The sequence below is a fragment of the Endozoicomonas gorgoniicola genome (assembly GCF_025562715.2).
GTDB lineage: Bacteria > Pseudomonadota > Gammaproteobacteria > Pseudomonadales > Endozoicomonadaceae > Endozoicomonas_A > Endozoicomonas_A gorgoniicola.
The window spans coordinates 3,206,593-3,226,928 of record NZ_JAPFCC010000001.1 but is presented as its reverse complement, the minus strand read 5'-3'; the positions used below and the strand labels follow the sequence as shown (position 1 = coordinate 3,226,928).

Here is a 20,336-nt window from a genome sequence, read left to right as displayed (position 1 = left end):
GAGAGCGGTGGGTTAGCTCTCAACTGATGAATTTAGGGTGATACATTACCTTCGCTTTACGCATTCTTACTGAAGCTGCTGTGTGGATTTCCGTATCCGCAGCGAGCTGATTCTTTTGTCAGGCAAGTATTGAGGTGGAAGGTATATGTTGGACTTTACCGGAAGAGTTGCAGTTGTCACCGGAGCCGCTATGGGCATGGGTAATGCAACCGCCAGGCTGCTGGCTAAACAGGGGGCGACCGTATGCCTGCTGGATATCAGTGACGGGGTGGAAGTCGCTGCCCGTGAGCTGGTGGACAGCGGTTATAAGGCTTATGGCTACAAAGTAAACGTCACTGATCAGGCGGATGTTTATCGCGTTTTTGACAACATTGTTGCTGAGCATGGTCTGGTTGATCATCTGGTGAACTCGGCAGGCATTGCCCGATTGAGTTCAATGTTTGATGAGCAGGCTGATGCAAATCTACAGGCTATGATCGACGTTAATGTTATCGGCCTGTGGAACACCAGCAAAGCTGCCCTGAGAAGCATGGTTGAGAAGAAAAAAGGCAGCATTGTCAACTTCTCCAGTGTCACAGGCACCTTTGTAGCGGATGCTCATGAAGTGGGTTATGCCGCTACCAAGTCTGCAGTCTGGGGCATGACCAAAGCCATGTGCATGGAGTTTGTGACCGAGGGTGTTCGTGTGAATATGGTGTGTCCGGGCATGATTCGCACGCCTATGGTTGAAAAATCTGCCGCTGAAATGATGCCTGACAACCCGGAAGCGGTTCTGTCGGCGATTGGTGCAAGTGTGCCTATGGGACGCATGGGTACTCCGGAAGAAGCCGCCAATGCGGTTGCTTTCCTGCTATCGGACGAAGCCAGCTACATTACCGGTCGGGAGATCGTTTTCGATGGTGCTTCTACTTTGCCAGAAACTAACGTGACATCTGACTGATTAAATCAGAAGCCCGGTGGAAGCCTTGTCTCTGATCAAGTGGACGGGTGTTTGCGCACCCATCCACTCAGCTCATACCGAACGTTAAACGACCTGAGCCAATTTAATCATTGATCCTGATCCAGGCATCATCCCAGTGGCTGCCTTCGCCGGGTTTGTAGTAAGCCGCACTTTGTCCACACCACTCGCTTTGAGGGAACGGCTTGCACTCGTAGTCACGGCTGCCATTGGTAACCCGGGAGCCACCGTGATAATTGGTGCCTTCTTTCCATGCTGGATAGTTGCCACCCGTTGGCTCAACGGTAATGGTTTTAGACGCATTACCTTTAGAGTCTTCTTGTTCGCTGGAGACTTCCAGACAGATGTGAATGTCGATAGTGCTGGTTGTGTCTGGTACTTCGAAGGTGATCTTCCGTCCTTCACTTTGTTCATCCCATTTGATGTTGTCAGACAAGCCCCATTGGAATTTAAGGGCTTTGCCACTGTCTTCATCACTCATTTTCGCTACAACTTCAATATCCTCTCCGGGAACGGCTTTGTCGACGCTTACCAGTGTCACCTCGATAGGTTCACTGTCGTTGTAGGGTTCGACAATAAGATCCATTGTATCCACTCCCTCACCACCTTTGGTATCTTTGACCGACAGCTGGAACTTATAGGTTTCAACAGAACCGGATGAACGGGCAGGGATGGAAACGATTGCAATGGCTGTGTCTGCTTCGTCGAGCTGCAGTTTGTTGCCAGTGTCAATCTGTGACCACTCCCATTGGTCTATTTCATTATGGTCACCAAATGCTTTGGATTTAGTACCATCAAGTATAACGTCCAGTGTACCTGTCTCTTTTGCCATGACACGCAGGCTTGAACCCGCATTGGCTTCTGGGGATGAATAGCCATTGTCGTCTACAATGATGACGTTGAACTTGTCTTTCAGGCATTTAATATAATCACCGTCATTAAATGCATTGAATGGTGTCTGGTAGCCGACCAGCTGGCATTTGTATGACAGCCCGTCTGGGTTTGCCCCATTCCAGCTCCAGTCTTCTTCCCAGTAAATCTCAATGGCACCTGAGCTTCTTGGATCAAATTGCTGCATGTTGGCACAGCCCAGTTTTTCGTCAGGTGGTATTTGAATGCCGAGATATTGAGTGATGGCTTTGAAGTACTCAATACGGTTCTGTGACTGTTCCCCTTCGGAACTGCCGCCACACTCTACACCACCATTAATAATCATGGTGGTTACACCAAAGCCCGGAGTCCGCCCGGCAGCGATATCTTCTTGATTAGGTTTCCATGTACCATCCATCACGCTGAGCATGTTGGGCTTAGGCGGTTGGGGAAAAACATAAAAGAAGACCGCACTGGCAAGGTTCAGCCAGGTGTCGGCGACTTTTTCTGGTGAATTGAGCAGGATGCCGACATCTTTGTAAATGGAGAGAGAGAAAGGGCCGTAATTGTAGTTGTAACTGAGTTGTTTGGCTCCCCGGCCAAAATAGCTTTTATACTTTCCATCAGGAAACTTGCCACATGGGTAAGCTTTGCCCTGCCAGGTGTCTCGTGAGCAAATACCGTAGCCGTTAGCAGATCTTTCGGTCCAGCCCACTTCCCTGAGGTAGTAAAGACCCTGGCGCCACTCCGGGATTGGGTCGTACTTGTTATGGCCGCCGGTTTCCTGAGTAAAGTGGGCGAACATGGTGGCCAGGGCCACGGAGCAGATATGGTCTGACTCCTTCTCAGTTTTGTCCAGGTAGTGTTGACAGAGGGCGGGATACTTGCCAATACCTTTCAGGAAATTTTCATAGGTATAGGCCGGGTTCCTTTGTGTAAAGATGTGATCCCAGGTTTTGGCAGAGATAATATTTTCGGCTCGTCTGACGTTATCGGGGTTATCCTTTCTGTTGGGTTTAATCGCTTCGACCTGTTCGTTGTCCAGTGTTTGAGTCGCTTTTCGGGCGATACCAAACATCGGGTTTTTGTCTTCAGCTACCTGAAGCAGATGATCCCGTTCTTTCAAGACCTGTTTTTTATAGAGTATGTGGGGTTTGTCAGCGTTCGCATTGTGTTTGCTGGTCAGGTAAACACGCTCCTTTTCTTTTTCCGAGTGTTTTTCAGTCAGTTCTGAGAGCAGTCTGGCCAATATTCTTGATTTACTGGTAGTGGTCCGGTGTTGCTGAATCAGATCGCTGATCGATAGCCTGTCGGGTGGAGGCGTTTCCGTTTTTTGGGTCTGGTCTGTCTCACCGGACTGCATCAGTGTCGCTTTTTCAGCCAGGTATTGATTCAGACCTTCCTTAACGAGTGTAAACAGTTCCCGACGGTCAGGCCTGGTTTGTATTGAGTCGGAATAACCCTGTTTTGAATCGTCTGAAGAAAATATCTCTGAGAGCGTGAGTCCTTCAAGTTTAGTTACAATGTCGTGTATATAATTGATCAGATAGTTGTATGCCCCCTGTCGTATTTGCTTTTCCGTCATTGTGTAATCAGAGGGTTGTCTGGCACTGGCCAGTGAATATGAAAACAGATACAGGCATAGAGCAGTCAGCACTGTGCGTACAGCAACATAGCATTTATTCTTCATAAGAACACCTGGGGACGAATAGGCTTAACAAGCAATCAGAAGGCTGTTTGATAAGTCAGTCAGAATTGAAAAGTCTTGCTGAATTGAGAGTGTTTAACATTTCTTCATAAATGCAGTTCTTATTTTAGTCTCCATTTTTCGCCTGTTTTATTTTCTGGAGTAATTCAATGTATTTTTTTAATGCTTCCCGAGCAAGTGCAGCCGCAGTCCGGGGTATGCCGTTTCGGGGGACAGCCAGATATCGATAAACGCTCTGGAAAAGTCAGCTTTCATCGGCACACCGAGCGGCTTATCTGCCTGAAAGAAGACACCTTCATCGTGCGAGAACACAAAAGTCAACTGATCACCTTTGCGCACATCCGGCCATATCGTTTCAAGCTGCGCCAGCCATACAGCCCGGCGAGCCTTTGGAACACCCAGATGTTGCCACTGCTCATCGGTTGCCTCCAGCAGGTCTTCCCGATCAATGTTCCGCTGGTAAGTAATCACGAGAGCAAGCGGTTCCTGACCGGGGGAATACTGCCCGGTTGGTGTTCTCAGTTCAGAATTATAAATAGTCCAGAAACCCCAGGTCAGTTTACCCTGTCCAACGGTTTGCCAGTCATTCCAGTTCAAAGTGCTCGCCTGCGACAGAAGGCTGATCAGCATCAGGCAGATCGGTACGATCAATCTCATGGGTTAACATCCCTGTAAATGGTTTTGTCAATGCGCTTCAGCCACCAGAGCGCCAGCATAGAAAACAGCGTCCAGCAAATAACAATAATCACTGCGGATTTTAGTAGCCCCAGTGGCAACATCACTGCTCCCAAACGCTCTCCGGCAAGATAACTGGCCGCACCTGCCAGACCACCCGGGGCAACAATGAGCAAAGGCGTTCTGGCCAGAATGAGTTTTCGAATACACCACAAAAACGTAGAGAAGCCCAGCCACAACACCATCAGCCAGACCGGAAGCCCTGATTGTGAATAGAAAGCCGCATCAGCAAAGGCATACACCCCGAAATAAACCAGCAGAGCATCCATCAGTATTCCCGGCAGAGCCAGCAGCAGAGCCCACTGAAAGCCACCGGGGGCAAACCACCAGCTGGTCAGCAACATAAGAACAGATAACCAGATGTATTGTGACTGCCCAAGAACACTGACAAGCCAGAACAGGTTAAACACGATGCCAGTGGCAATGAGTGTAAGGTTTTGATTCATACCGCCTTGTCTCGCAATTCCATTGCAAAAGCTGTTTGTTATTACGACCCTTGCCTGTTTTCGGATCTCTCTCTTACTTGCCCACGGCAGTTTATACCGCTACAACTGTGTCGTTTTAACTTGCCACGGGGCAGGATTATTAAACCTGTTGCCCTGAGTCGAAAGGTTATCAGTTAGGTGTCTTTTCGCCAATCTCTGCTAAGGGTGGGGCAGTCAGCTTGCGGACAGGCTCAAAACATACACAATGAGCCTGTCCCGGGTTAGATAATCAGAAAATAAAGTGTGCAAACAGGGCGATGACGGGCAAGGTAATGACAGTCCTGAGCAAGAAAATAACCACCAGTTCCATCAGGTTAAGAGGAATCTTGCTACCAAGTATAACGGCTCCGGTTTCAGACATGAAAATCAGCTGGGTAATGGAAACGGCTGCAATCACAAAACGGGTCATATCACTGTCAATAGATGCCGCCAGAATGGATGGCACGTACATATCGGCAAACCCGACCAGAATGGTTTCGGATGCAGCCACTGCCTCTGGCAGTTGCAGCAGTTCCAGCAGAGGGATAAACGGTTTGCCTAAGATGCTGAAGAATGGCGTACCTTCCGCAAGGATCAGGCCGATGGTGCCGATAGTCATAACAGCTGGCAGTACACCAAACACCATGTCCAGGGCGTTTTTTACACCCTGACGGGCAATGTCGCTCAGGCTGTTGATACTTGCGGCACGCTTCAGTGCCAGCTCCAGTCCATAGCTGAATGCTGTGTATCCTTCAGGAATCAGCTCGCTGTCGACATTACGACAAGTGCCGTCAATAAACAGGTCTTTTTTGTTACTCAGTGGCGGAATGCGTTGCAGGACAATGGCAGCCAGGACACCGGAAACGCAGATCGACAGGTAGAACGGTACAAAAAGGTGTTGCAGGCCAACCTGAGTCAGGACCAGCAGTGAAAAAGTAATACCGACCGTTGAGAACATGGTGGCGACAACAGCGGCTTCACGCTGGGTGTACTGCTTGTCTTCGTACTGCTTGTTGGTCAGCATGACACCAACCGTGCCATCGCCCAGCCAGGAGGAAAGGCAGTCAATAGCTGCCCGACCCGGAAGGCGGAACAGTGGACGCATAACTTTACTCAGCAAGGTACCGAGCAGTTCCAGAAGGCCAAAGTTAAGCAGCAGCGGCAGCAGCAGCCCGGCAAAGATAAACGTCACAAACAGGGAAGGCAGCAGGTCGTACAATACCATACTGCCAGTATCTGCTCCCCAGAGCATTTCAGGTCCCCACTGATTCATGGTGGCAACCGCAAAAACGGCGGCAAGAACCCGAATCAGCAGCCATGTCGGTGAGGTATTGAACAGGCTGTTAAACAGCGGAGAGCGTTTAGTCAGTTCAGGCTTAAAGAGAGAGGCCCACAGGGAAACGACAGCGGTCAGTGTAATGACGCCTGTCACCAGCGGCAGCATGGCATCGCCCAGCAAACCTTTCAGGGTTTTTGCCATCAGGGCGAGAGGGAAACTCATGGCACCATCAATAAAAACCGGTGCCATAAAAAATAAAATGCCAGCGAGGGAAGGGATCAGGAACATCAGCATGTTCCGGCCTTCGGAGGCAGGTACTACTTGATCACTCATTTATATGTCCGTGGAGTTGTGTATTTTAAAATAAATATGCATAGGTATGCACAAAAACAACATAAATATGTATCTCGTAGTGATCATATCATCTGCCGTAAATTCATTGCAATAAAGGGAACTGGCGTATTTTCTCAATGGTTAGTTTCTGTTTAATTATGCTTTTTGTTTGGTAGTGATACAGAACCCTCTATCCACTCTTTCACCATTGATTGACGGAAATCAAACAAACCGGATTGTTCAATACTGTCGTATAACTTGCCCTGATGAGTCATTAAATCTTCCATATCCGAAGCACTGGCACCGGCAAGGAGAATTTTCATGACTTCCAGGTCCTTGCCAAAACAATCTGTCTTCTGAGATCGCCTTATCAATGTAGCTACTTTGTCTGAAAGCGACCCTGTTAAGTGGTGTTCGGCGCAGATATCCTTAAGCAGCATTTGATCCAGAAAATCCCAGTGCTCCCCGGATTTGGTCACGGTAGACCCTAAAGGTGGCTTGATTATTCTTGAGGTGTGGACAAGTGCTTCGGGATGTACGGGTAGCTGTCTGAAAAAATGACAGGCCTTCAGAGTCTGAAGATCGCTCCCGGTTTCTTTGTATAAGGTCTTTGATTTAAACTCCCCGAGATAATCGAATATGTTGGTTAAGTTGATAATATGAATCTGGGCGTCATTATCTTGAAGTACCCTTGCCAGCTTTTCCATTGAATCAGCGCAAAAGAGATTAATGCCAACAGGTACGATCCTGAGTTTGGAAAGTGCTTCTTTTACCTCAGCAAATCTCCCGGAGGATGAAAATGGCCAGCGATCCCCAAAGTGGTTTTTGGTTCGTAAAAAATCGTCCCTGAGCCCGTTTTTTTTGCCACCAAAAGATTGGGCAATGTAGTTGTGTATTGAGGTTATAAACCTCTCCTCGTCCAGATGAGATTCACAACTTGCCATCAGTTCAATTCGCTTTAACTGAGCCTGAAGGAGCGCAAAGTCATCGTCCGTCATCATGATCACATCGCAGTGTTTTCCCAATTCAGGCAGGATGGGCAGGAGGTAGCTTTCTCCCACCAGCATGGCAACTCTGGGGGTGTGTGACAGGTCTGGTGGCTTCTCTTCCATTGTTTGCAGCATGCTTTGGAAGTTCGGACGGTCAATGTTCCCGTCGATGTCGTTGCTATACCAGAAATGGCAGGAAAATTGTCGGGCTGAATCCTTATTTTTCATGGGAAACGCCTGATTCAGGTCGTGGACACATTGATTTATCTTCACTTGCCTGATGCTTTCCAGAGAAGATACACCTCTGGCTGACAGAGGTGGGGTGAGCATTTCCGGATAAGCAGTCCCGGGGTTTTGTGTGAGGTGGCTGGTTGCAGGGGCATCAGCTACATTGCTCCCGGCGCTGTCAGGGCAAGGTATTTCTGCGGATACAGGCGCTGCTGAAGCTGATATTCCATGTAGCATTCTTACCTCCCAAAAAACTCACTATTACCAGTTTGACCCTGGTTCCGGTAAGTTTCTCCCTCCTTCAACTAACAAGGTTGTTAGGTTGCTAAAACTCAGATGGGGGAGGGTGTCAATTAGAACACAAATTTCTGAGAGAGCGCCTGACACAACTCAGTTAACTGCTGTGCATTGTTGGAAGGGCTTGAGAGGCATGCCGTGTAAAACTTTAAAAACAGAAAGTTGTCAGGGTCATGCTGGTTACCCACTTCTGCCTCTGCGAATTCAGAACAGTGGTCTTTATCGCAGGAAAAAAACTCTCTAAGTCGTTTTTTTACCGGCGCAAGTTGGCTGTTCTCCGACATTGCAACACCCAGCAAGTACAGAAAACGTGAGACTACACGGTGGTTATCGGGCTGATTCCATTCGTCGGGGGTGTTGGGTAGTACTTCACGTTTCAGTAAAAATTCAAAACCTACCGGAGAAATAGCTTTATGCGTTATGTCTGCTATTTCTGGAACAGGAGTATTTTTGATGTTGGGAAAACGACCATGCCAGTTTTTGTAAACGTCTATGGTCACCTGGTTCAGTTGTTGGTTAGACTGCCCTAATGATGTATCAGACAACACCGATTGTATGGCCTTATCCAGATCAGGAAATTCCTCGGTGATCAATCTGTGATAAAGCGTTGCGATGTCTTCGTTCCCGTTCTCGTCTGCCACCACTGTCAAAGCAGACAGAAGCAGAATCAAAGAAGGGATTGCGATAAAAATAGCGGCAAATGCCCTGCTGAATACTTTCATATTGTCGCCAAACCTTTTAAATTTATGTTCCGTTAAGCATATCCCCCTGTGACCATTTGACCAGCTGGGATATAATCGACTATTTGCCAGCCTGAACGAGAATAAGCCGCCCAATGCAGTTGATCCGCGGATTGCACAACATAAGACCAGAGTACCGGGCCTGTGTCGCGACGATAGGGAACTTTGATGGTGTTCACCTTGGGCATCGCACCATTCTTGAAGCCCTGCGGCAGCAGGCCTTTGAGTTGGGTGTCAGGGTTTGTGTCATTACCTTTGAGCCACAGCCAAGAGAGTTTTTTCAGGGAAATAATGCACCGGCCAGGCTGACCAGCCTGCGGGAAAAACTGTCGCTGCTGGAAGATTGTGGAGTGGATCAGGTTCTGTGCCTGCCTTTTGGCAGCAAGCTGCAGAATATGACACCTGACGAGTTTGTCATGGATATTCTGGTGGAAGGGCTGGACGTTCGCTACCTGATTGTGGGTGATGATTTCCGTTACGGGCTGAATCGTGCCGGTGACTTTTTTCATCTTCGGAGCATGGGTGACCGGCATGGTTTTGAGGTGTGTGACACTCGTACGGTAACCCACGATCAGAACCGTATTAGTAGTACAAAAGTACGAGAACTATTAGCAGACGCTGATCTGAAGGGTGCAGAGCATCTTTTGGGGCGTCCATTTGCTATGTTTGGTCGAGTGATTAAAGGGCAGCAGCTGGGACGTACGTTGGGTTTTCCCACCGCGAATATCCGGGTTTGTCGTAATCGGCTGCCAGTACAGGGTGTTTTCGCTGTGCGGAGCTGGCTGGAGAGTCATGGCTCGCTGAAAAGCTATGATGGTGTTGCTAATCTGGGAACACGCCCGACCGTTGACGCGACAACTGCCCTGCTGGAAGTTCACCTGCTGGACTTCAAAGGTGACCTGTATGGTCAGACATTGCGGGTTGAATTTGTAAAAAAAATCCGTGATGCCCAGAAATTTGAATCACTCGAAGCATTGCAGGCAGCCATCAATGATGATGTGACCTCTGCCCGCGATATTTTGACTGATTAAACCGCTGTAAGGAAAGCAGTAAAGCAGAGTTTGCCCGTTTACCGTCATCTCCGCGCTGCGCGGGGATGACGACGGCGCATTATTATCTGCCGCCTTCCTAGTAATTTTTCAAGCTTTAAGAATTCCTCTTAACGCTGACCGATGTGATGGTGAGATTCCGGTAACAAGACTATGACCGACTACAAGCACACATTGAACTTGCCAGAGACTGATTTTCCGATGCGCGGAAATCTGGCCAGGCGCGAGCCGGAAATGCTCAAACGCTGGTATGACATGAATCTGTATGAAGAGATTCGGAATGTCAGCCAAGGTCGTGACAAGTTCATTTTGCATGATGGCCCTCCTTATGCCAATGGTGACATCCATATTGGTCACGCCGTTAACAAGATTCTCAAGGACATCATTATCAAGTCCAAGACCCTGAGTGGTTTTGATGCGCCTTATGTACCCGGCTGGGACTGCCACGGCCTGCCTATTGAACACAAGGTTGAAGGCATGCTGGGCAAGGCTGGCGACAAGGTGGACTTTAAAACCTTCCGTAAAAAGTGCCGGGAGTACGCTGCCAAGCAGGTAGATGGTCAGCGGGAAGACTTCAAACGCATGGGTATTCTGGGTGAGTGGGACACGCCTTACCTGACCATGGACTTCCAGACTGAAGCCGACATTATCCGGGCGCTGGGTAAAATCGCCGACAATGGTCATCTGGTTAAAGGCTACAAGCCGGTTTACTGGAGTGTGGTCGGTGGTTCTGCGCTGGCAGAAGCGGAAGTGGAATATCAGGATAAAACGTCTACCCAGGTGGACGTACGTTACGCTGCGCTGGATGAAGCGGATCTGCTATCAGCCTTTGATTTTGAGAGCTCTGACGATTTTAATGAGTCTGACAATGAAGGGCATCAGGGTGAAGGTGAGGTCGCAGTGGTTATCTGGACCACTACGCCCTGGACGTTACCTTCTTCCCAGGCCGTAACTCTGGGGGCAGAGCTGGGCTATGCACTGGTACAATGTGAAGTCAACGGCGCACCAGCCCGACTGATTCTGGGTGAAGAACTGCTGGAAAGCGCGATGGAGCGTTTCGGCATCGAAGACTTCACCATCATCGCCCGCACTGTTGGTGCGAAGCTGGAAGGAAAAAAGGTAGCTCATCCATTTTATGATCGTGAGTTGCCGCTGATTCTGGGTGATCATGTGACCACTGACGCCGGTACCGGCTGTGTTCACACCGCACCTGACCACGGTGTTGACGACTTTAATGTGGGCAAAAAATACGGCATTGCCACTCTGAACTATCTGGATGACACTGGTGTGTTCCGCAACAACGTTGAACGCTTTGCCGGTGAGCATGTTTACAAGGTTGACCCACTGGTGGTTGAAGTTCTGGTTGAGAATGGCCGTGTGCTGGCTCAGTCCAAATTCCAGCACAGCTATCCGCACTGCTGGCGTACCAAAACGCCCCTGATTTTCCGTGCCACGCCGCAGTGGTTTATCAGCATGGAAAAAGAAGGTCTGCTGAAAACGGCTCAGGCGTCCCTGAAGGATGTGAAGTTTACGCCTGACTGGGGGCGTAACCGCATGGAGTCCATGCTGTCCCAGAGCCCGGACTGGTGTGTATCCCGTCAGCGCACCTGGGGTGTGCCGATTGCACTGTTTATTCATAAAGAAACAGAAGAACTGCATCCGGATACCCCGGCACTCATTGAAAAGGTCGCTCAAAAGGTTGAGCAGGACGGTATGGATGCCTGGTTCGATCTGGAACCAGCTGAAATTCTGTCCGCGCAGGACGCAGACCAGTACATTAAGGTGACTGATACACTGGACGTATGGTTCGATTCCGGTGTTACCCACTATTCGGTACTGGATCGTCGTGAAGGCCTGCAGTCGCCTGCTGACGTTTATGTTGAAGGTTCTGACCAGCATCGTGGCTGGTTCCAGTCTTCCCTGAAGACCGGTATTGCCACCAAGGGTGTACCGCCTTACAAACAGTTGCTGACTCACGGATTTACAGTAGACGCCAATGGACGCAAGATGTCCAAGTCTCTGGGCAATGTGATCGCACCGCAGAAAGTCTTTAAATCACTGGGTGCTGATATTCTGCGCCTGTGGGTTTCCGCCACGGATTACACGGCAGAAATGACAGTTTCTGATGAGATCCTGAAGCGCACAGCAGACAGCTACCGTCGTATTCGTAATACTGCACGTTTTCTGTTGTCTAACCTGAGCGGCTTTAACCCTGAAACGGATATCGTTGAATGGGACGATATGCTGTCTCTGGATCGCTGGGCGGTTGACCGCGCCCTGAACCTGCAAAAAGAAGTGATTGAAGCGTACGACAGCTTTAACTTCCTGAACGTTTATCAGAAAGTCCATCACTTCTGCGCGCTGGATCTGGGTGGTTTCTATCTGGACATCATTAAGGATCGCCAGTACACCACTCAGGCAAACAGTCTGGCCCGTCGCAGCTGTCAGACCGCGATGTATCATATTGCCCGGGCTTTTGCCCTGTGGATTGCCCCGATCTGTACCTTTACGGCGGATGAAATCTGGCAGGCCATTCCGGGTCAGCGCAGCAAGCACGTTTTGCTGGATATCTGGTATGAAGGTCTGCAGGCGATGGATAGCAGTGACGTTGACTGGGACTCCATCCTTGCTGTGAAAACTGCGGTGAACAAAGCATTGGAAGATGCCCGTAAGGAAGGCGTGATTGGTGGTGGTCTGGAAGCCGACCTTGTCCTGTTTGCCAGTGACGAACTACAGCAGAAGCTGAACCAGCTGGGTGAAGAACTGCGTTTTGTTCTGATCACTTCCAAAGCAGAACTGAAACCACTGGCAGAAGCCACTGATGCGATGGCTACCGATGTGGAAGGCCTGAAAGTGGCGGTTGCCAAGTCAGACCACGAGAAGTGTGACCGTTGCTGGCACCGTCGTGAAGATGTTGGTCAGATTGAAGCGCACCCGAGCCTGTGTGGTCGTTGTGTTGAAAATGTTGATGGTCAGGGTGAAGTGCGTCGTTACGCCTGATACCTCCTGATACCTGAAGCAGCATTGAAAAATCCCGGACAGTCTCTTCTGTCCGGGATTTTTTGTTTGCCCAGCGAAGCGGGCAAACCCGTCAGGCTGAAAGAAGCCTGAGCCGCCCCGACTGAGGGGAAGGCAATCTGAATGGCAAGGGCGTAACTGGCCAACGGTTGGGTCTGAAGGAAGCCATAGGAAGTCAGAGGTACACAGCGCAAGCGAACCTGATTCGGCAGGTTGGGAGCGGCAAGCGTGCGAAATAGCGCAAAGCCCGATACTCAGTCAGTCCCAACTCTGTGCTTGAGGGTGGCATTTCTGACAGGGAACCGTTTAGTAACTGGGGAAGCCTGGCATCAATCTCTGAATCTCAGGGGCTGTTATCGCAAGAGGAAACTCAAGGGTAACAGTGGTGTGAGGTGGCAGATGATCCTGTAGTAGTGATGAAATTCCGGCCTGTGAAGGCGGGTAACCGTTCGGAGGGCAAAACCGGAATGACTACAGCCAGAGTGACTGTAGGGCATGTGTCGTCAAAAGCGGCAGATGTTGCGAAGGGGTGAAGCATTCTTAAAGAACAGTCAGACCGCAGGAATGATACTGTGAGCGCACAAGCTGCCTGACGAGGCAGGACATCTTTGGCTGGTGAGGTTGGGAACAATCCTGCTAAAAGAAAGAGCCGCGCTCGGGAGTAAAGGACAGGTAGCAGGTAGATTGCCTTGAGCCAGAACGCCTGTGAATGTCCATGAAGAATCCGGCCACAGTAGAAGGATGGCGCAATCTGTCTGTCGTGAGACAGTAACTGATGAGAGTATATTATAGCCTGTATGGGCGCTTGCTGACGATGGAAGCGCTTTACAACGGATTCAAAAAGGTATGGAAAGCGAAAGGTGCGGCCGGAATAGATGGGCAGAGCCTGAGCGACTACGCCTCGAATCTGCGTGGGAATCTTGAACAGTTACTGCTTGAATTGCGGGAAAAGCGCTACAAACCGCTACCGGTAAAGCGTGTAGAAATCGACAAAGAAGACGGTGGAAAGCGTCTGCTGGGAATCCCCGCAGTAAAAGACCGAATCGTCCAACAAGCACTTCTAAATATCCTGACCCCGATCTTTGATCCGGACTTCCACCCGTCCAGCTATGGGTACAGACCGAATCGAAGCTGCCATCAAGCCATTACCAAGGCGACCCTGTTCATACGAAAGTACGACAGACGCTGGGTGGTGGACATGGACTTGTCCAAATGCTTTGACCGACTCGACCACGAGTTAATTCTCAAGGCGTTCAGGCACAAAGTGGCAGATGGAAGCATCCTGAACCTGATCAGAATGTTCCTGAAAAGCGGGGTGATGGTTGGCTATCAACTGGAAGCCACGGAAACAGGCAGTCCACAGGGCGGAGTGATCAGTCCCTTAATCTCAAACGTCTATCTTGATGCGTTTGATCAGGAAATGATGCGACGCAAGCACAGGATTGTCCGCTATGCGGACGATATCCTGATTCTGTGTGGCTCCAAAGCAGCGGCAGAAAACGCTCTGAAAGTGGCGACCAAAGTACTGGAGCAAGACCTGAAACTGACGGTCAACCAGAATAAAACACACATAGCCCATAGCGGCGAGGGTGTGAAATTTCTGGGAGTTGAAATCCTGAGCAGCTATACGCGCATACAGGAAAAGAAGCTCAACGCACTGAAAGCAAAGGTAAAGCGAATCACGAAAAGGAATCGGGGAACGAACCTTGAAGGAGTAATCCGAGAACTGAACCCTGTGATACGAGGATTTGCTAATTACTTCAGGATAGCGAACTGTAGTCGTGAATTAAAACGGCTGACAGGATGGATGAGGCGCAGGCTGAGATGTTTACAACTGAAACAGTGGAAGAAACCAGCGAAGCTGCATCGTCGGCTGAAGCAACTGGGTTACAAGCCACCATTTAAGTACATCAAAATGCGTTCATGGAGAAATGCGTGCAGTCCCCTGTCGCATTTAGCCATGCCGAACAACTGGTTCAATGAGATAAAGTTGTTCAATTTGGAAGGCGTTAAAACGGGCGTTCTTGCCCCTTATTGTTAAGGGATAGAGAGTGCAGGAGCCGTGTACGAGGTCCGTACGCACGGTTCTGTGGGAAGGACGGGGCAATAGCCCCGCCTTACCTAATTTGCACTCAACTAATCCCTCCAATAGTATTTTTTAGATTAACATCAAACTGCCTGCCTTCTTGACATAATTAGATCGACATCCGTACTATTACTTAGATAATAAAAATCAAGGATAGCAATATCGGCATGAGGCATTTCTACCACCTTGTAGAGACAAGCTCTGTTTTCGACATAGGTCACGTGAAAGTGGCTGAAGACGGAAGCTCCTTTCAGGTTGAAAAACCGATGTCATTCAAAGGTGTGTTGATGCTGCTTACCAGTGAAGGCAAGCCTGTGTTTGAGCCGAATGCGTATATCCTGAATCGCCGTATCGTTGAGGGCACCAAGGACATCAAGCCGACATGCTTTCACCTGTTGAGGTACTACCGGTTCCTGGATGCTAACCATCTCAAATGGGACGATCACGAGGAGCAACTTCAACGCTATCCAATCTTTCTTTACCGCGCCTATCTGGATGGCGAGATTGAAAGAGGCAAAATGAGCCGCACCACAGCCGTGGCAGCCCTGTCTATCGCAAGACGTTTTTACATGTTCTGTTACCGGCATGGCTACATTTCAAAACTACCTTTTGAAGTTACGGGCGTTACTAAATACGGACAAACGCTGACGGACTGCTCCATTCGAAGTCAAACAAGGGAAACTAACCTGCAACCCCTAAACGACATTGATCTTCAGCATGTTAGAGATAACTGGTGCAGTAATGGATTGTCTGTGGAGTTTCGCCTGATGGTCAGTGTCATGCTTTGCGTGGGTCTGAGAGCGGTAGAGGTTGCAGATATCAAGCCTGAGCATTTCGCAATCCCAAAAGGATTTAACGGGAAGACGCTGACAGGTGTTTGGATTGGGTCTGACCACACGTGCAAAACCAAGTACGGCATTAATCGCCAGGTATCTATTCCTGTCTGGTTGATGAAATCGATTAATCGATACCATCAAAGTGAGCGTTACAAGAAGCGGCAACGGCTGTATTTTATGAATACGGGCGACATGGTAACCCCTGCTTTTATCAATAAGGACGGAAACAGCTTTTCAACCCAAAGCCTCAATACGCTCTGGGGGAAATTAAGAACGGCAATCCAAAAGACCAGTAATCCTCATTTCAAGCATAAGCAGCATGACTGCCGAGCCACCTTTGGCGCTTACAAACTTGAATCATTAGCCCAAATACCAGAACTGTCCATGCTGCAAGCCCTGGAAACCCTGAAAAAAGAAATGGGTCATAAGGATCTGGATACGACCATGCTGTACCTCAAGCACTATGAAGGCAGCCCGGAGAAGAATCAGGTTCCTGAGATAACCATGAACCTGCTGGAAGGTGAGGCGCTATCATGACTGATTTCGTGGATACACAACAGAGGGAAAACACACGCACCTACCGCTCCACCCCGACAACTGAAATGGTCACGGATAATAGCCTGAGTACTATCACTAAATGGAAGTATGTTTGGAAAGAAAGCTCTGGAAACAATGCCACCTGCGACTTTTCAAAATTCAAAGTGTATGTCACCGATGATCACATCCGTTTGCTAATCTCCAAATTCCAGCAGTCTGGGTGGCGAGAACCCACAAAAGTAGGACACTTTTGGACAATTCGGAAAGTGCTGACCCATGCCTTCAATGCACAAAGCAGCAAGCAAAAAGCCAAAGTACAGTTCTCTACAGTAACCTGCACTCAGTTTATTCATGCGAACTACCTGTCCATGATAAGTACAGGAAAAGGAGTGAGCGGAAACCCTATAAAGGTCTCATATCTTGGCTGGCTAGGTTCAAATCTGAATTCACTCTGCAAAAAGTTTGGCTTCGGAGAAATTCCTAAAGCCGCCCGAAACCTCGATACCCAATCAGCCGCACTGCACTCTGATAATTACACCTCCAAAGAGCTACGTACCATTGCTTTTGCATTGCTGGCAGACCGCAGAGCCTTGTTGACACGTTACCAGGATGACACATTAACCGAGGCGCAAAGAAGGTTTACATTCGACAGGCTGATATGTAACGCAGTGTTTTTGACCATCTACTATCTGGGCACTGGACAAACTGAAACCTTGAGCATGTTTTTGGAGGATGACTGGGTTTGTCAACAGTCCGGGGCGGGGCGCATCAGCATTGAGGGATTTAAAACTCGCGGGAACCGGGTTGAACTTCGTACTTTTACACCGCGAGCGACCTGCAAAGGTTTCTTTGAATCCCACCTCGCACTCTCCAGGGCGCATTCCACCACTCTGGGGCTGGATAGGCATTACCTGTTCCGAAAAATGAACGGCAAAGCGCCAACGACTGGCAACCTTCATTTTTATGCTCAAAAGTACTTGCACAAGCAATCTACACGACTCCGGTCCTTAATCGAGAACAACCCGGACTTCCGGTTGAATTGCGAGCTGCTGAAGTCATCCGTTAAACAGTATGCCGAGCAGAAAATGGGTAGAGCAAAGGCGGCGGATAATACGCGCAATGCGCCCTCAACCTATGATAACTCCAAGTACGGCAAGGTTTCCAAAGGTGAAGCCAGAAGTCAGCTGGCAGTGGGTTTAACGGCTCTGCATCACTTGGGAGAAAATCCCGACGGTGGCACGATTGTCGCGGTGGCAAAGACCAAAGAGACCGTTGGTGAGGTTATTTCGCATCAGGAATGGGAAGCACTCCGGGCTGGCGATGCAAAGCATCAGGTGGTTGAGATTCAAAACGGCGGCTTCTGCAAGGGGGCTGACACTCCGGAAAAGAGGAAATTCCAGAAAGCGGTTGACCAGACAGGCATTCTCAGTGATGCAGAGAAATCCGAGTTAGGGTGTGGCTTTGTCGTAAAATGCTTTGGCTGCTCCAACTTCGGCGTAGTGGATGATCCACATGATATCTGGCGCTTACTGTCCTTTGAAAAGCGTCTGAATGAGGCAATGATCGCTCACCAGAATGTCGAGCATTTCCTGACCAATTACGGCGAAGTCAAGGCTAAGATTAATGCGCTCAAGGCGAGGTTCAAAAAGGCGCATCTGAAGGCGGCGACGAAGCTGCTGGCGCGTGAATGTCATCCCTTGTGGGACGAAGTATCAGTCATGGATATATTCAGAGGGGGATAGTCATGTTTTCTGTCAGCATGGATGTTGACCGGTTTGAACACTACGCCTTGCCGCAAACCTCCGGCCAGTTTGTGATGCCGGACGACAACACGGTGGTAAGCGTCGATAAAGACGGCAATCCTGTATCCTACTTTGCCAATGATGTCTGGGATTACAATGCATTTTTTAACCGTACCAATGAGGGAAAATGGAACTATAAAATTAATTTCCATCCAGAGAAGCACAACCCCGAGCTGCTCCTGGAGTTAAAACAGCGGATCTATTTTCTGATCTGGGGGGTGAAAGGCGATCTGCTGCACATGGGAGGTGATACGTTTCGCAAATTTAGTGCGTGCCATAGTGTGGCGCAATGCGTAAACATCGCTTTAAGGGTGTTTAAAGGTACGGCTATTGGCTCCTTTTCGCTGCTCAACAATGAGTTGGTTTTCAGTCAAATCCTGCACCATAATAAAGGGCTTAGTGAAAAAAGCGTTCTGAACCGCCTCCATGCGCTTAGTGTACTTACCCAGGTCAATTCACATTTCCCGGAGTCATCACGGTACACGCTGGGACTGCTCGAAGGTAAATCGCTAGAGAAGATCGCCAAGCAATACTCTACTGCAGGAAAAGGGCATTACCCCACCGTGATTCCGGTGATTTATGAGCAGCTGATGGGGCGTTTAGTGCAGAACGTGACTAGTGCCTATGAAAGGCTGTCCCACCTTCGTGATGTTAAAGCTTATGCCAGACAATACGGTTTGACGGAGCGGCAGTCTGTTGATGAGTTTAAAGCCATCGAAGGAGCGTGTTTTTTTTCGTTGTCTGCCTTTACTGGGATGCGTATCAGTGAATTAACCCAGATAAGTGCCACCTCTTACAAGGAAATCGATCTCGATGGCATAACACTCTGCACCCTGCGGTCATGGACGCGCAAATTGGAAAAAGTTCCCAGGGAAGATGTCTGGGCCTGCGCACCCATCTGTAAAAAAGCACTGGAAGTGCTGACCGTCCTCAATGATGACTACCGCTTATCTAAAGGAGACATTCACCGTTCTCCGAGATTCACTTTTGATGGAACCGGCGGCAGAGGTGACAACATCTTCCGCCAGTTGGAAGACGTTGCTTTAAATACACAGAATCTTAGGAAACTATTTAGAGAGTATTCCAAACACCTCGACATTTCTTATGACCCCGTTGAAATGGATGAAGTGTATCGCTTGCTCAACCCGCTAGTTCTTGCTCGATATAACCCAATAAAAGCACGGGAGGATGGCACATTTTATTGGCACTTTTCCACGCACTCACTGAGGCGCACCTTTGCACACTTTGTTGTTGGAAATGGCTTGGTGACACTAGCAGCATTGAAGCATCAATTTAAGCACATCAGCCTCAGCATGACGGCGATTTATGCCAGCCACTCTGAGGTACTTACCCTGATGGGAATAGAAAACCCTGCGAGCATAAAAAAAGCTGTTGAAGAGGCTGAAATGGAAAGCCACAAAATCTATCTGAAAGACATGATGGATAACCCTCAGAAGCAATCGGGCGGATATATGAAGACGTTTGAGGGGGATCCCAAGGTAATGACGGAAGAGCAGTTTGAAGCGCTGGCAAAAAGCACCCAGGGTGCCAATAAGTCCACGGGTTATGGCCGGTGTTTTGCGGGTGAAAAGTGCAAGATGACGCACTTGTTTGAGCCATCTGGTTGCGTGGGGCGTGACTGCGAGAACCTGAATATCAATCAGGCCGAAGCAAAACGCTGGCAGCAACGACATCAGAGAATTGGCGCAAGGTTGCGACAAATGAAGGACATGGGGTTTTACAACCGCAACACGCTGGCTCGTGAACTAACGGACATTCGCTCAGCAGAGAAAGTCATGACAGATCACAACATCGCATTCGAGCGGTTTGAGTTAGGAGCCTTATAATGCCAAGCGTAAAGACCAAACTGGAAAATGCTCTTGAAGCGCTACGCAAAGAGAAGAAAAAAATTAACCCATCAGCGGTGGAAAAGCGGGCGGGTGTCGCAAATGGTTCGCTAAAGAATCATCCGGTTTTGCGAGAGATCGTTCTGGCAGAGAAAGCAAGGCAGCAACAATCGAATCTTGCCGCAGCCCCTGTCACGAAAGGCCAGCGTAGAATAGTCGCAAAAGAAAGATTTGATGCACTGGAAGCGAGAAACAGCAAGCTGAAAGCGGAAAATGGACAGTTTCAAGCCGAGATGAAAGCAATGGCAGATCAGATTGCACAACTGACTTGGGAGCTGCATCGCTATAAAACTGCTACAAGGAAAGATTCACCTAATGTGCATCGTATTAAGGTGTAATTGACCGGAAATCATATTTCAAAACAAGGAAGGTCGCATACAAAAAAATAGCAGCCGCTTACGAGCGAAAAGATGAACAAACTGACAGTCCCAACTCCAAGCATGCCAGTGTTGAAAAGGAAACTATGACCACTTTTTGAAGGTGAGAGAACATGGGCCAGG

General features: G+C 49.0%; 15 protein-coding genes. 8 read left to right on the top strand and 7 right to left on the bottom strand.

Translation table 11 applies throughout. The annotated features are described in order from the left end of the window. Positions 1-145: 145 nt before the first annotated feature. Positions 146-940 carry an SDR family oxidoreductase gene (locus tag NX722_RS14905; RefSeq protein ID WP_262563629.1) on the top strand — a complete coding sequence of 265 codons (795 nt, stop codon included), beginning with the start codon at positions 146-148 and terminating at the stop codon, positions 938-940. Between the two features lie 103 nt (positions 941-1,043). Here the strand turns inward: NX722_RS14905 and NX722_RS14900 are convergent, their stop codons facing one another. The 6 genes from NX722_RS14900 to NX722_RS14875 all read right to left on the bottom strand — a co-directional run bounded on the left by NX722_RS14900 (position 1,044) and on the right by NX722_RS14875 (position 8,583). Further along, positions 1,044-3,518, bottom strand: coding sequence for a chitinase (locus tag NX722_RS14900; RefSeq protein WP_262563628.1), 2,475 nt, complete (start codon positions 3,516-3,518; stop codon positions 1,044-1,046). A gap of 177 nt (positions 3,519-3,695) precedes the next feature. Continuing rightward, positions 3,696-4,193 carry a chalcone isomerase family protein gene (locus NX722_RS14895; RefSeq protein ID WP_262563627.1) on the bottom strand — a complete coding sequence of 166 codons (498 nt, stop codon included), beginning with the start codon at positions 4,191-4,193 and terminating at the stop codon, positions 3,696-3,698. Continuing rightward, positions 4,190-4,717, bottom strand: coding sequence for a DUF2878 domain-containing protein (locus tag NX722_RS14890; protein WP_262563626.1), 528 nt, complete (start codon positions 4,715-4,717; stop codon positions 4,190-4,192). The genes NX722_RS14895 and NX722_RS14890 overlap by 4 nt, the downstream gene beginning before the upstream one ends. 268 nt (positions 4,718-4,985) lie before the next feature. Further along, complete coding sequence (locus tag NX722_RS14885; protein WP_262563625.1) at positions 4,986-6,347, bottom strand: YjiH family protein; 1,362 nt, start codon at positions 6,345-6,347, stop codon at positions 4,986-4,988. A gap of 152 nt (positions 6,348-6,499) precedes the next feature. Then, on the bottom strand, positions 6,500-7,564 hold the full coding sequence (locus NX722_RS14880) for a hypothetical protein (protein ID WP_262563624.1): 1,065 nt from the start codon (positions 7,562-7,564) through the stop codon (positions 6,500-6,502). 353 nt (positions 7,565-7,917) lie between these two features. After that, on the bottom strand, positions 7,918-8,583 hold the full coding sequence (locus NX722_RS14875; RefSeq protein ID WP_262563623.1) for a hypothetical protein: 666 nt from the start codon (positions 8,581-8,583) through the stop codon (positions 7,918-7,920). A 113-nt stretch (positions 8,584-8,696) separates the two neighbouring features. On the opposite strand from NX722_RS14875, the gene ribF reads away from it, so the two are divergent. Together ribF and ileS are read left to right on the top strand one after the other, a co-directional pair. Continuing rightward, positions 8,697-9,632 carry a bifunctional riboflavin kinase/FAD synthetase gene (gene ribF / locus NX722_RS14870; protein ID WP_262563622.1) on the top strand — a complete coding sequence of 312 codons (936 nt, stop codon included), beginning with the start codon at positions 8,697-8,699 and terminating at the stop codon, positions 9,630-9,632. 171 nt (positions 9,633-9,803) lie between these two features. Next, on the top strand, positions 9,804-12,650 hold the full coding sequence (gene ileS, locus NX722_RS14865) for an isoleucine--tRNA ligase (protein WP_262563621.1): 2,847 nt from the start codon (positions 9,804-9,806) through the stop codon (positions 12,648-12,650). On the opposite strand, the gene NX722_RS14860 is transcribed toward ileS, so the two are convergent. After that, positions 12,641-12,862, bottom strand: a complete 222-nt coding sequence (locus NX722_RS14860) for a hypothetical protein (RefSeq protein WP_262563620.1) — start codon at positions 12,860-12,862, stop codon at positions 12,641-12,643. The genes ileS and NX722_RS14860 overlap by 10 nt on opposite strands. A gap of 581 nt (positions 12,863-13,443) precedes the next feature. Here NX722_RS14860 and ltrA point away from each other — a divergent pair. The 5 genes from ltrA (at position 13,444) to NX722_RS14835 (ending at position 20,174) form a co-directional block, all read left to right on the top strand. Then, positions 13,444-14,709 carry a group II intron reverse transcriptase/maturase gene (gene ltrA / locus NX722_RS14855; protein ID WP_262563619.1) on the top strand — a complete coding sequence of 422 codons (1,266 nt, stop codon included), beginning with the start codon at positions 13,444-13,446 and terminating at the stop codon, positions 14,707-14,709. Positions 14,710-14,921: 212 nt separating this feature from the next. Further along, entirely contained in the window at positions 14,922-16,127 is a 1,206-nt protein-coding gene (locus NX722_RS14850) for a tyrosine-type recombinase/integrase (protein ID WP_262563618.1), read from the top strand. Then, entirely contained in the window at positions 16,124-17,869 is a 1,746-nt protein-coding gene (locus tag NX722_RS14845; RefSeq protein WP_262563617.1) for a hypothetical protein, read from the top strand. The genes NX722_RS14850 and NX722_RS14845 overlap by 4 nt, the downstream gene beginning before the upstream one ends. Positions 17,870-17,871: 2 nt before the next feature. After that, entirely contained in the window at positions 17,872-19,776 is a 1,905-nt protein-coding gene (locus NX722_RS14840; protein ID WP_262563616.1) for a site-specific integrase, read from the top strand. Further along, positions 19,776-20,174, top strand: a complete 399-nt coding sequence (locus NX722_RS14835) for a hypothetical protein (protein WP_262563615.1) — start codon at positions 19,776-19,778, stop codon at positions 20,172-20,174. Before NX722_RS14840 ends, NX722_RS14835 begins: the two co-directional genes overlap by 1 nt. The last annotated feature ends 162 nt before the right edge of the window (positions 20,175-20,336 follow it).